11 protein-coding genes and 1 tRNA gene are annotated in these 12,962 nt (G+C 38.0%); 2 read left to right on the top strand and 10 right to left on the bottom strand.

What is annotated here, in order from left to right; all coding sequences use genetic code 11:
* Nucleotides 1–57: 57 nt before the first annotated feature.
* From AC59IL_RS27560 to AC59IL_RS27515, 10 genes are all read right to left on the bottom strand, one after another.
* A complete protein-coding gene (locus AC59IL_RS27560; protein ID WP_496555449.1) occupies nt 58–924 on the bottom strand; it encodes an RteC domain-containing protein in 867 nt (288 codons plus the stop codon).
* A gap of 402 nt (nt 925–1,326) precedes the next feature.
* Entirely contained in the window at nt 1,327–2,196 is an 870-nt protein-coding gene (locus AC59IL_RS27555) for a hypothetical protein (protein ID WP_496555448.1), read from the bottom strand.
* A 29-nt stretch (nt 2,197–2,225) separates the two neighbouring features.
* Entirely contained in the window at nt 2,226–4,283 is a 2,058-nt protein-coding gene (mobC, locus tag AC59IL_RS27550; RefSeq protein WP_496555447.1) for a conjugal transfer protein MobC, read from the bottom strand.
* Nucleotides 4,284–4,295: 12 nt separating this feature from the next.
* Nucleotides 4,296–5,465 carry a relaxase/mobilization nuclease domain-containing protein gene (locus tag AC59IL_RS27545; protein ID WP_496555446.1) on the bottom strand — a complete coding sequence of 390 codons (1,170 nt, stop codon included), beginning with the start codon at nt 5,463–5,465 and terminating at the stop codon, nt 4,296–4,298.
* A complete protein-coding gene (locus tag AC59IL_RS27540) occupies nt 5,462–5,866 on the bottom strand; it encodes a plasmid mobilization protein (protein ID WP_496555445.1) in 405 nt (134 codons plus the stop codon). Before AC59IL_RS27540 ends, AC59IL_RS27545 begins: the two co-directional genes overlap by 4 nt.
* Nucleotides 5,867–6,245: 379 nt before the next feature.
* Nucleotides 6,246–6,494, bottom strand: coding sequence for a hypothetical protein (locus AC59IL_RS27535; protein WP_496555444.1), 249 nt, complete (start codon nt 6,492–6,494; stop codon nt 6,246–6,248).
* Nucleotides 6,495–6,769: 275 nt separating this feature from the next.
* Nucleotides 6,770–7,099 carry a helix-turn-helix domain-containing protein gene (locus tag AC59IL_RS27530; protein WP_496555443.1) on the bottom strand — a complete coding sequence of 110 codons (330 nt, stop codon included), beginning with the start codon at nt 7,097–7,099 and terminating at the stop codon, nt 6,770–6,772.
* Between the two features lie 465 nt (nt 7,100–7,564).
* A complete protein-coding gene (locus tag AC59IL_RS27525) occupies nt 7,565–8,512 on the bottom strand; it encodes a DUF8464 domain-containing protein (protein WP_496555442.1) in 948 nt (315 codons plus the stop codon).
* 41 nt (nt 8,513–8,553) lie between these two features.
* Complete coding sequence (locus tag AC59IL_RS27520) at nt 8,554–10,107, bottom strand: phage integrase SAM-like domain-containing protein (RefSeq protein ID WP_496555441.1); 1,554 nt, start codon at nt 10,105–10,107, stop codon at nt 8,554–8,556.
* 217 nt (nt 10,108–10,324) lie between these two features.
* Nucleotides 10,325–10,398, bottom strand: a tRNA-Arg gene (locus AC59IL_RS27515).
* Between the two features lie 245 nt (nt 10,399–10,643).
* On the opposite strand from AC59IL_RS27515, the gene AC59IL_RS27510 reads away from it, so the two are divergent.
* Together AC59IL_RS27510 and AC59IL_RS27505 are read left to right on the top strand one after the other, a co-directional pair.
* Nucleotides 10,644–12,380, top strand: coding sequence for an outer membrane protein assembly factor BamB family protein (locus AC59IL_RS27510; RefSeq protein ID WP_496555440.1), 1,737 nt, complete (start codon nt 10,644–10,646; stop codon nt 12,378–12,380).
* A 152-nt stretch (nt 12,381–12,532) separates the two neighbouring features.
* Nucleotides 12,533–12,931, top strand: a complete 399-nt coding sequence (locus AC59IL_RS27505; protein ID WP_496555439.1) for a DoxX family protein — start codon at nt 12,533–12,535, stop codon at nt 12,929–12,931.
* Nucleotides 12,932–12,962: the final 31 nt, after the last annotated feature.

Raw genomic sequence — 12,962 nt, 5'->3', positions numbered from 1 at the left:
ATTGCGTCACACGAACGCAAACAAGAAAAAAGCTAATACAGAAATTCGTTAATTTGTTCATCTCCTTTCCCGTGTCTCTATATCTTCTATGTATTGGATATATCGTTCTTTTAATCCATCGAGATAAATTGAATACCCCATTTTTCTGCGTAAGATCTCCTGGAAGTCTCTTGTTGGATTGGTCAACTCTACTCCAAAAACTTTTTGAAAAACATCGGTAATATCCTTTAAAGTTGCCTTTCCATGATTAAACGAACCTTTCGCTTTGAAAGCATAGATAACTTCAATCAGGGCAGTTTTAGAATCGGTCCAGGTAATTTTGGGTACCTCAGCAGTTATATCGAAGACTGTGGGACCATTATCAGTTTGAGCGATTTTCTTATTTAAGAAGTTTACTAATTTTTCATTCGACAAATAAATTGCAACCAGAAGGTCAAAACCAGTCGAAAAATCCGGATCAACCTCTCTTAAAAACCCATTATAGATTACAGTACAATTGTTATTACGAATAAAATAATGCTGATCCTGATGGCATGCCCCCGATCTGAAATAAGCATAGAAATCCCGGTTCCTGTCAAAATTTTGATTGATTCTATTAGTTTCTGATAGATAATAATCTTTTATAGCCTGATTATTACCGGTAGGCCGTTTGAGCTCAATTTCCAAAACTTCAGAGTAATAGAACAAATGGTTGTAAAACATTGGTTTGTAATGTTTAAAAAAGCTAATTTCTTCACTTGAGGTTGCGAACTGTCTGGAAATGATATATTGGCGGAGCTTCTGAATGAAAGTCTTGCAAATAAGAATTGCATCTGTCAGTTTCTGATGAATTTGCTCGCCCTGGCTTTTTGAAAGTGCTTGAGTAAATTCTTGATACAAACTGGAAATCCACTCAAGATCGATAATTTTATCTGCAGTCTCCATAATATTGGCTTTGGTTTTAACGATTAAGCATAACTTAGAGTTAAACATGTAACAATAATACTAATCATTAGCCTTGCTTAATTACGGTTACTGGTATTTGTAAAAAAGCCGCCCGAAAATAGAGGCGATAGAAGAAAATGAATCCATGATAATGAGCGTACGAATTTCAGCAATGGAAACCGAATTGACAATACGTATTATGATGTATTTATGTAAGTATTTATGCGTAATTTGAACCGATTCCCTGGCTTATCCGAATTTTAATCAAACGAAATCTCCCTGACTAACTTTTATATAGATATAGCGAAGCGCAGAAAATACGTTTGAGCATTAATGTATGTAAGTGCCATGCACACATGGAGAAAACGCCGCTATGAGGCAGCGTTTTCTATAATAATTGTTTTAGCCAAGCTTCTGTTTACCGCCTTTCGACTCCTTTTTCCCGTTATTTACTGCATCCATGACCTGAATTGTAGCCTGGGTTACTCCGCCAGTAATGCTTTCGTTACCGACCACCTGCATATTAGCCGGTTTAATACCATTCACTTGATTGACTTCCTCAACACTTTGCATGGAATGAGCTTGAGAATTCGTATACTTTATTACCTTCCCTTCACTGTTTAAAATAGCCAATCCCCCTAACTGTGGTGCAACTTCAATTGAAATTCTTTGAATTCCTCCCTTTTCCTTTGTGCTGGCCGGTATCCTTTCACCAGACTTTAAATCCCGGATCGCATTTTGCCTTTCGTTTTTATCAGACCAAATAATATTGAGCTTATCGAGCTCTCTTTCAACATCCAGTTTGGTTACCCAATCAGGGTAGCTAATAATTGGGGCTTTCCCATTGTCATCAGGATTCGAAACATCCAACCTGTACCATTTCCCCTCTTTATCCTGCGCGTCGTTTTTGAACTCACGGTACACTGGTCGACCAGAAAGAAGATTTTCCATTTCCTGAATGGAAAATCCACTTTTTTTGAAAATTTTAAAATCGGCCGAAGCTATTACATTTTTGTTGCTGTCGTGAGCGGTGGCCATTATTGAATTGAGAAAATAATAATCCCCATATTCTTCGCTTTTACTTTTTGAAAGGTTGGGCGCATACCTTACATATTCACCATTAGGTTTTGCGTTATCACCCAAAAGCTTGATGTCGGGTAAGCCCAGCTCCATTTTGGCTTTAAGCTGATCATTAAAAAAATTCCCGAAGCCAAGATTAGCGAAAGTCTCTGTCAAATACTGGTAATTTCTCTGATTGATTTCTCTGCTCATAAAATTTACATTTAATTGTGATTAGATGTTTACATGCTCACATTTGATCTTTTTGATTTACTGCTTTTGTCGATCACATTTTTTAATTCCGGATCATTTTTTATTTTGTTCATTTCAGTTTCTATAAGTTGCTTTACCTCTTTCTTTATTTTATAATAATTTTGCATAATGATGTTTTGATCAATGTTTCTAATGAGAGGCAGTTCCTGGTATTCTGCCTCTTCTTTTCTTATGGCCTCATGATCATTTATAATTTCGCAATGAAAAGCCTTCAATTTAATTTTCTGTTGAGGATCATCGGCCACTGCGCCAACAAATTCTCCGGAACTTAAATTGCTGATTCGGGAGGGAGGGATAGCCGCTTCTAACTGTGTAGATCGACTAACGGACGTATCATTGGCGTTGATAGATACGGACTCCCTTTCCTGCATGATTTTGCCAATCCGATCGCTCAAGGTTTTTGCTGTGTCACCAATGACCTGACCGGCAATTACATTTCCACTTACATTAATTATTACCTCTGCTTGTTCTTTCCCGTAATTTTGCCTCAATTGAGAAAAATCCTGAATTCCTAACGTCGTCGCCACTTTGTTACTTCTGGCGGTGGCAATGAGATTATCAATATTATTGACATAAATTGTTGGAAACTCATCAAATACAAGGCTACTTTTCATTTGCCCTTTCCGGTTCACGAGCTTTAACATGCGCTCTATATAGAGAGAAAGGACGGCACCATAAATTTGCTGCTTGGAAGGGTTATTTCCTACGCACACTAGTTTTGGGTGGTCAGGTTTATTTACATCTAATGTGAAGTCATTGCCGCTTAACACATAATATAGTTGTGGCGAAGCCAACCTGGCCAGGCAAATTTTAGCACTTGCTATTTGTCCTTCCAATTGTTCGAGCGCAGAGTTAGCAAAAGCAGAAATAAACGGATTTATTAAGACCTCGATCTCCTGCTCGAGGGAAAGGACAGGAAAAAGTTCCTTGTATTCTATCATGGCCAGTTCAATTGCATGGGGAAGTGTGCAGTACCTACCATTTTCATATTTTCTAAGATACCAGAGGATTGCTGTGAAAAAGTTGATCGGTGATTCAACAAAAAAATCTCCCGTCTTTTTTATCCATTCACGGTTTAACCCCAGCATCATTGTTCTGCTTGATTCCGCTGCATCGGTTATATCTGTCATGGATTCGGGAAACAAGGGGTTACACCGGTGTGTTCGTGAAAGATCGTCGAAATTGATAATATACAGTCGTGGAGTAATCTCGTATTTATTATAATGTTTCAGTAAAGTATTGTAGGCAATGAGTGTAAGATCCGGGAATTTAAAATCATAGATAAAAAATGAAAACCCTTTCTGAATATGTTGTGTAATAACATGTCGGATGACAAAGTAACTTTTACCCGCCCCAGGTGTTCCAAGCACTATGAACGCGCGAAACGGATTTATTATATTGATCCAACTTCTTCGCATTTTTCCCTTCAGGTTATATTGGGCAGGAAGATTAATGGAATATTCGTTGCTCAAAAACCGTTCTTCCTGGGGAAATGTTTCATTCTTCTCGTTAAATACGTCTTCTTGGAATTTTAAGTAAAGTAACCGTGAAGCCTTTGCTCCCCCATGAAGAATCGATAAATATCCAATTGAAGTTATAGTTATGTACAGTAAGCCTATGAAAATTGGTTCGAAATTGAGGTAAAGAAACAATGACGAAATAAAATATAAAATCAGTCCTATACCGATTGTAAATAAAACTGGCCCTATTCTCAGCTTTTCATCTTTTTTACCTTTCCCTCCCAGTATTGATATAAAAAGAAGCAGCAACACAAAAAGCTTCGGTTTATTAATACCGCTTAAAAAACTTATTTGATGTGATAAATTAAAGATGATTCGGTTCAATAATGGAACAGCCAAATGCCATTCCTGAAATGCAGAAAAGCAGGCAGTGTAATAATGCATGAACAGCAAAAGGATACTCCCGAATCGAATAAAGTCGAGTATTTTTTGAAGGGCTTGTATGTTTTCAGAACTTTGCATAAAATGCTTGCCGAACCGTGGAATCGGGTCGAATGATATGGCCAAATATTTTCGTTGTTAGCGCTTTTTCTTTTTCCGTTTCTTTTTTAAGAATTCAGGAGAAATGTCAGGTTGATATTGATCTGATGAAAAAAGTGTCTTTATAATGAATTGCTGAAAAGTCGAAGATTGATGCTGAGTATTCGTGTGCTGTTGTACACTATCTTTTAAATTGGTCCCCGGATTAACTTGTAGGCTTTGCAAATAATTTATCTTGGGGAGCAAATTTGAAACAGAGATTCCAAAATCATCTGCGGTAAAAATTGTTTTGCAGGAATGATCAATGAAACTAATGTCTGCAATAGAACCGTTCGTATTATATTTAATACTGCAGGCAACATCCTGAATTTTCAATCGCTGAAGAAAATCAGCTGGTGACTTAACGTGAGCCAAAGCTTTTAGAACCTTACTTTTTACCCTTTCCTTATAGAGATGCTTTGATCTCCTATTTTTTTCAAACTTCTTTTCTAATGCACTTAAGGTAGGACTTTTGTAAACGGAGCTTGCTTTTATCGGTTTGCCAATTTTGTACCCGGCTGCATCGATACGGCAATAAATCAAACCTCCCTTTTGTTGCAAGAAGCTTCCGGGTTCACCGCTATCACCTATAATATTAAATTGCCGTAATATTCCATTTAATTCTTCCAGCGATGTGAATTTATACTCATTTACTACTCGACTGACAATATTGGAAACATCTTGGGAATTGCCCAGGTATTCAGCCTTCTTTCTTCCCTCAGCTTTTACCAACCCGTGTTCTATCTCGATCGCCTTCCTGGCCGGCTCCGATTTTCGCTTGGCCAAATTGTGTAAATAAATAGGCTTGCCATTAGATTGGATGGTTGTAGTTACAATATGTAAATGAGGATGCCCGGTATCTGAATGTTTATAAACTAAAAAGGGCTGATCGACAAAGCCAATCCGTTCCATATAATCAAAAGATATTTGTTGAAGCTTTTCATCCGTCAGTTGGTCTTCAGGCGAAAAGTTTAATGACAGATGAAGCGTATTGGTCTTTGTCTTTGTGTTCAGTTGGTTCAATTTTTCGAAACGCAACACCTTCTCTGAAAATCCCATTTCATTGACATCTCTGCCAAAATGCGAAGCCATGATCAATTCGGCAGTACCCTGCCGGATTTTCTGTTCGTTGTAGCTGAGCGCACCTTGTATGTTTTTACCCAAACTCATTCGGACAACCACTTTTCTGACAATTTGGTAATGATATTAAAAACCTGGTCGATTTTTTTATTTAGACTAATGTATTGGTCAAATGCAATCTTTGCATAGAATTCCTTTCTCTTAGGTTCAGGATAGGTATTGAAAAGCCGGACGACCTGATTGATATTAATTCCTATCGCCTTTATTTCACCCCTTAGCGAAGCAAGCTCTTCCATTACTTTATCCAGGGACTGGTCATACGTAAATACTTTTATGCGACGATTTTCAAGAATGTCCCGAACCAGGCTGCTCATATCGTAATCGGGCTTCTCTTCCAGTAAGCCTTGCAGTTTGCTGAACGTTGGCTCTGAAACCCTGGTTTTTACCTCATATTTTAGAACCTTATTATTATTCAATTTCCATCGTCCCATTATTTATTGATTTTTATTCCTCCGGTACAAAGCCATAGTTGTGCACAACTATACATCTTGCTGCGGACACCCAAAGTCCGCTCAGCAGATCAGGTGATATAGACCAGCTTGTTTCAATAATCATTTTCAGAACAAATTTGCAGTAGCAAAAAGCGATTTTATCAGAGTGTGAATTGAGGCTCGGAAAGAAAATCTTGGCCTTTTACAAAGAGACCGTGTACTTTAAAAAACGTGAAAAACAGCACGGAAACTTTTTTATAATTTGGCTACTATCATAGTTTATTTCAAAGGAGTAGCCATTGTCATTTCCACTATATGGAAAATTTTTCCATTAAAACGGCTTGCAAGCAACTTTTACATGTTTTCTCGCCCGCATACGCTAATTGGCTTTAACAGGATTATCTTCCGATTTCTTCGGAATTGAATTTTTATCGGCAATGGATAATTTCAGCAGTTTATTCGGCTGAATAGTATTTACTTCAATGGCCAGTAAAATTTTATTATCTTCCAACAATGAGGAAAATAACTTTTTTAAACACTCTACTTCCGTTTTCTCTAATTGCTTGCTGGTTTGTTTAGCACCATCATAAAGAAGCCACGATTCGGAAAATTTGCATATATAATACATAACTCAAATTTTTATTTTATCAATGTATATGCCGATTAAATAATTGGGGATTGTTCCTTATTAAGGATGTAATCCATTTATAAGCAGCCATTTTCCAGCTTTTAAAAATATTGCCCTTCCTGCTTATCCAGTTCCTTGAATCATAAAAAAAATAAAATTGGTCTGCCTGGGTTTCTGAAATACCTTTTTGCAAAAAATAAATCCTTACTTGTTCAATTTTTGGCGGCATTTGATTGGAATGAAAACTTCGCCTATTCATAAAGAATTTGATGTAATTATAAGTTATTATCAATTTTTCTTTTTTTACTTTCCAGGACCTTTTCAATGTCTGCCAAATTGTAATAAATTATTCCACCGATTTTGGTAAAAGGGAGGGTGCCATTTGTTCTTAAGTTTTGAAGCGTGCCAGCGGAAATGTTCATCAGCCTTTTAACTTCATAAGATTTAAGCCACTTTTTTCCAGCCTGTCTTCCCGTATCCGAAAGCAAATTTTTTATTGATAATAACAAATCCGTTTTGAATTTTTCTAAATCGGAAATGGTAACTAACTGATCTACTGTGACAGACCGACGTTTGCCAAAATTTAAGTCTTGAAAATTATCCATCTTGAAACTTGTTTAACACAACAAATTTCAATTGGTACAATAACTAAATATGTGAGTAAGATATGAGCCTCGGAAGTTTTTTTAAGAAAGGAATTAACTTGAAGTGTTTTGTAGCTTTATTTTATTTTAGAAGGAACCATAATTGATCCCAATACCATCAACAATCCGACAATAATAAGCGCATAGGCCAGTAATTTACCAATTCCCTCAATCCACCTGGTTATCCAGGAATGCTCATAAGAACGAAAAACCTGCATACCAGTTATACTACGCCGGTAAAACCTTCTTCTTGAAATTATGTAATTCAGGATCAAACCTATTACCAACATAATAATTCCGAGGATTCTGCTGAATAAAAAAAGCTTATCCATAATCATAAATTTGATAACAGAAAATGGAGAAACGATTTAGGGGGAGCGAAATAAAAATGAATAGATTGTAATTTAAATAATTTTTTGAATATAACTAATCGAAGTATTTGTCTTTTTGTTTTATTGAGTAAACACATTTCTTTGGGTATCGTTTTCTTCTGATTTTAGAGAAATATGGCTTTGGCTCCTCCATCAGAAATTTATTCCAATCCTTGTAACGTATATAGGTAATGCTTGCATTTCTATATTTATGGCAACTGGCTTGCGCCTCGGTGGTTTTCAAAATGCCTTGTTTATCTCGATCAAGGTGCAAATTGATGGCATGATGCTTTTCCATCAGGTTTCGACTTTTATTAAAAAATGAGAGAGAATTTAGAATCAGAAAATTTGATTGCAGCTGCTCCCAATTTTTAAGTATTGTCAGAAATGAAAGAAAGCTAAAAAATCCTTCAAAAACTTCAACTGAATTAAATCCTCTTTCAATGAAAGTTATTCCCTTAGGCTTTGAACAGGATTTAAAACCAGAGTTTCTTAATTCGAAACCGCCTCCGTCATTTTTGAAGCCAATAGCATAATAAGATTTTTGATATAGGCGGTATTGCACCTCACAGCAAAAAATATTTGCCAATCTTATGGGTATATGTCGCCGTTTTAAATATCCTAATAGAGGATAAGATAAAATCGGGCCGGCTGAACAAACTACGATTTTATTTTCATCATCATCTGACCATGATGAAGAAGAATAGTTTGTTTTTATTATTTCTGAATGCTGGTGAAAAGAAACAAAATTTTCCAGTTTTTGCAAAAATTCAGAAATGGTGATATTGTGGTAAGCGATCCCAAAATCGATAATTGTACCTCCCCTGCCCTCTCCGTGATCAAACCAGACATTTTTTTTTCGATTCACATGAAATGAGGGATTTCTTTCATTTCTAAATGGCGATAAATAATAATAGTCATTTCGGCTGACCTTTTGAGGTAAAAAGCCTAATTCGGCAAGGTACCTCACAATATCTATCTCTTTTGCCTTTATACTATTCATATTCAACCGGCTTTAAAATTACCTGGTTAAGCAGGCAAGTTTTAGCGGACCCTTAAATGAACTACTTTAAGGCCGGTAAAATTTTCCTGCGTTTGTTCCTGTGTTTCTGAATTTTCAGTTTTAAGATTGCCATCCTGATCAAAGAGTTTTTCTTTTACCATAGCCATGTTTTTGCTGATCTGCTTTTTATTGGGTCGTAAATATTTTTCCGTTGTGCGAATGGATTTTTGACCAGCTATTTTACCAGTGGTTTTTATAGGAACGCCATTGTTATCCAGGACTTCATTCACCATAAAGTACCTGGCCCGATGCGTTCCCTTTCTTTTTTCAGTAAGCAGTTTAAATCCAATTTCTACTCCCATTTCTTTTAGACAACGGTTAAATTGCTGATTTGATGGAACAGGGAGCAATCGATTCTTTCGAACACAAAGGGGATGATTCTTATATTTTTCAATAATCCGCTTAACTATAGGAAGTATAGGCAGCGTTTCTTCCTGCCCTGTTTTTTGGCGATTTCGGGTAATCCATTGTTCCTTGTCCATTCCAATATAGAGATCTTCAGGCTCAGCCCGGTGAATGTCTGTATATGCATAACCTAAAAACGACATAGCAACATATACATCTCTTACCTCATTATATTTTTCTTTGGAAAAATTGAATTCTGAGAAATGTACCATATCCTCGAAAGTCATCCAGTTCATTTGAGTTTCGCCATAGCTGCATTGAAAAGTTGTGAAGATATTGGCAGTAACCCATTTGTTGGAAACCGCCCGGTCCATTACTTCTTTGATACACTGGGCATATTTGGTGGCCGTGTTTTCTTCACAGTTATGATTTACCATGACATAAGTTTTCAGTTCGTCTAAAAACTTAAACTCCAGTTTTTCTAATGGAATATCCGAAATCTGAAACCTGTAGTTCAAAAACTGGAAATACCGTTTTTTCCTCCCAATCCATTTTTCAAGAGTATTTTCTGATCGTTCCCCAGCTACGGCTAATTGGATAAAATGGAGAAGATATTCATCGATTGCCAGCATGAGGGTTTTAATCCTATCTTTCTTATCAAAAAGGCTTTGGCCTTTCTTTGCGAGGGCTTTAATTCGGTTTTTGAGCGTAGCCTTCTTATGATCGAATATCTCCGCTTTCTCAGAGCTGTCCAGGCATCTTTCGATTTCCTGTTTTCTTTTTTTGTGAAGGTCAACGTATTCTTCAATTAATGCATCCAGCTCACAACTGAACTGGAAGTTTTCATTTTTTTGTTCTCTGAGATCATTACCATTAATCGGGGTTTGATAGCATTCAATGACAGCCTGAGGAGTAGCAAGGCCATTTTTTGCCTGCACAAGATTGAAATGTCGTTCCAGATCGACCTCAACCTGATGAATACTTTTTGTTACCGTTTTATAATTGGGCGCTTCCGGAAATACTGTTTTAGCTTCCGTATCCCAATCATCAGGTCTTATTTTTATACCGGTTGAAAACTCATCCTTTAACCCATCTATCGTTACCCGGCAGTAAAGGGTGGTTTGCCCTTTTTTATTGACTTTGGAATTTTTTGGAAAAAACAAGATGGAAAGGTTTTGTTTGACATTCATACTGCTGCATTTAAGGTTTTGAAATACCCTTTTCAAATCACCTCTGGGAATGTCACCTTAAGTGGTGACCATACAAATATGGTCACCGATATGGTCACCGCAATGGTCACCATTTAGTTTGAATTCGTTTAAATTCATTCAATACCGAAAATCATTGGAAATGCAGGCGGGACGTGCGTTTTAATAGAAAAAGCCCACTCTTTGAATGGGCTATAAGTGAACCGGATTGGATTCGAACCAATGACCTGCTGCTTAGAAGGCAGCTGCTCTATCCAACTGAGCTACCGGTCCTAATATTCAATGTTCTACCCCAAATTTCTTCAGGGGAGCGCAAAAATAGCCTTTTATCGGGAAATTTTAACACAGTCGCACAAGATTTCCTGCCAAAAACGCCTCATTTTCATGAATTACCGAATTATCAACAAAAAAACGGGTTCTCTATGAAATTAAAGTAACCGGTTATATTTTTATAATCTGTTTTAACCAACAACCATTTATCCCGGCCGGGGTACCGGTACTATACCTCATTCGTGCAAATGAAACCGCTTTTTTTGTATTCAACCATTATTCTAATAATATCAGCTTGCCAAAAACCGAATAATAGGGATACCGCCCGGGTAGCTTCAGATAAGAACATCACTTCCTTTACACTGAAACAAAGCGATAATCCCGGTTTACCGGCAGATATTATTGCAGTAATCGCGCAGGATTCTATCAAACTTACCTTACCGCCGGGAACCTCAGCAAATAACCTTACCCCTGTAATAACTTTTACCGGTAAGGATATTTCCCCTGCCAGCAAAGCACCTCAAAACTTTGCCAATCCGGTAACTTATATTGTAACAGCGGATGATGGAACCCAAAAAACCTACACTGCTGTAGCAAAAATATTGGCCGATAGCGCCCGGTCCATCACATCATTCGTATTCAAAACAGCCAATAATGCCGGCCTTACCGGCGATATTGCAGGGGTGATAGGGTCTGATTCTATAAAAGTATATGTGCCTTTCGGTACCAATGTTACCAGCCTTGTTCCTGCCATAACTTTTAATGGGGTTAGTATTTCACCGGCTGCCCTAAGCGCCCAAAATTTTTCAGGAGCAGTTACGTATACGGTAACGGCTCAGGATGGAGCCACCAGAAACTATCAGGTAGTTGTATATGTACAACCGCTTGCTGCATCATTATTTATAAGCTGTGGCAACTGGAACCCATCAACCGGAACCGGCTTTACCAGGATTTACGAAATAGATGCCAATACCGGTTCGGTGAACTGGAAATATACTTCTTCCGGCGCCGGGGCCGGATCAGGTCCCGCTTTTTCAAATGGTGTTTTATATACAAACCTCTCTACTAAGATCACCGCTTTTGATACCGCTACCAAAGCTGTTAAATGGCAGTATCCTACCGGCGACGTTGACCAGTCGTTCCCTACTGTAGTGAACGGCGTTGTTTACGTTAACTGCAATGATGGTACGCTATATGCCGTGGACGCTGCTTCGGGCAATTTAAATTGGAAATATGTGCAGTTTGCTCCAAACACATATTCACCGGGCAACCATTCGAGCCCCACAGTAGTTAACGGAGTGGTGTATTTTGGCAGCCGGGATGGTTACGTTTATGCCCTGGATGCGGGCACTGGCTCTTTAAAATGGAGAACCTACGATTCTGTTGGTTTTAATGCTGGCTTTTCTGCAAGCCCCAGTGTTGTAAATGGAGTTTTATATATCGGCGATCTATACCACAATTTAATGGCCCTTAATACCCAGGATGGAAGTACAAAATGGATATACACCGGCATTGGCTTCTTTGAGTCGAGCCCTACTGTAGCAGACGGTGTAGTTTATGTGGCATCAGTTGGTTATTCTCAAGCCAATTTGTATGCAATAGACGCCGGTTCAGGTACATTAAAATGGAATTTTGTTGCCGGTTCAACCCAAATGGATGCAAGTCCGATAGTATCTGACGGTGTTGTATACATTGCAACCGATGGACAAAATTCCGGAATCATTTATGCATTGAATGCAACCGACGGATCTTCCAAATGGATGTACATAACCGACCGCGGCTTTACAAGTCCCCTTGTGTACAATGGTACTTTGTACGTAGGTTCTTATGGCACTTTATCAGCAGTAAGCACAGCTACAGGCCAACTGAAATGGAAATTTACAGCCGACACCGATATCGGATATATTGACGAGATAGAAGCCTCCTGTATTGTTGATAAATCGGGTAATGTATACGTGAATTCAGTTTCGGGTGACAAAAATTAGTATACCGGCAACATGGCGACTACTTCCGGGGGTATACACCCCCGCCCTTTTGTCTAACCCACGTTTCAATTCGTCCACTTCACCGGATTATGCTTAGCCGGTCCCTTGTTATAATAGATTTTTGCGTCATCAAATAATTCAAAACAAACTATATGATGAACTCAAAAACCGCAAAAATTATTTATTGGACTGGCATTGCATTAACCTCCCTGTGGTTTGGAACGAGCGGCGTTTGTGAATTGACCAAAAATCCCATCGTATGGGACATCACCTTGCAATTGGGTTACCCTGCGCACTTTATTTACATTCTCGGTGTGGCTAAATTATCGGGCGTAACAGTGCTGTTAACACCAAACCGGTTACTTAAATTAAAAGAATGGGTTTTTGCCGGCGTATTTTTCGATATCATATTTGCCTTCTTTTCCAAATTAAGTGTACTTGGCTTTGCGGCAACCATCGATGCTATCATTGCTTTTACCATGGTATCGGTAACCTACATACTGTTCAGAAAATTATACCCGGCAACATATACTGTTGCTGCTGCAAACTAAACCGTATTGCGGCAGACAATTATTGAATCGC

The sequence above is a fragment of the Niastella sp. sgz303648 genome (genome assembly GCF_059587045.1).
This window is presented reverse-complemented; position numbering and strand designations above follow the sequence as displayed.

Bases quoted from the DNA above. Each gene is read 5' to 3' on its own strand.
- AC59IL_RS27560 (WP_496555449.1), bottom strand. From the start codon at position 924: ATGGAGACTGCAGATAAAATTATCGATCTTGAGTGGATTTCCAGTTTG.
- AC59IL_RS27555 (WP_496555448.1), bottom strand. From the start codon at position 2,196: ATGAGCAGAGAAATCAATCAGAGAAATTACCAGTATTTGACAGAGACT.
- AC59IL_RS27545 (WP_496555446.1), bottom strand. From the start codon at position 5,465: ATGAGTTTGGGTAAAAACATACAAGGTGCGCTCAGCTACAACGAACAG.
- AC59IL_RS27540 (WP_496555445.1), bottom strand. From the start codon at position 5,866: ATGGGACGATGGAAATTGAATAATAATAAGGTTCTAAAATATGAGGTA.
- AC59IL_RS27535 (WP_496555444.1), bottom strand. From the start codon at position 6,494: ATGTATTATATATGCAAATTTTCCGAATCGTGGCTTCTTTATGATGGT.
- AC59IL_RS27530 (WP_496555443.1), bottom strand. From the start codon at position 7,099: ATGGATAATTTTCAAGACTTAAATTTTGGCAAACGTCGGTCTGTCACA.
- AC59IL_RS27525 (WP_496555442.1), bottom strand. From the start codon at position 8,512: ATGAATAGTATAAAGGCAAAAGAGATAGATATTGTGAGGTACCTTGCC.
- AC59IL_RS27520 (WP_496555441.1), bottom strand. From the start codon at position 10,107: ATGAATGTCAAACAAAACCTTTCCATCTTGTTTTTTCCAAAAAATTCC.
- AC59IL_RS27510 (WP_496555440.1), top strand. From the start codon at position 10,644: ATGAAACCGCTTTTTTTGTATTCAACCATTATTCTAATAATATCAGCT.
- AC59IL_RS27505 (WP_496555439.1), top strand. From the start codon at position 12,533: ATGATGAACTCAAAAACCGCAAAAATTATTTATTGGACTGGCATTGCA.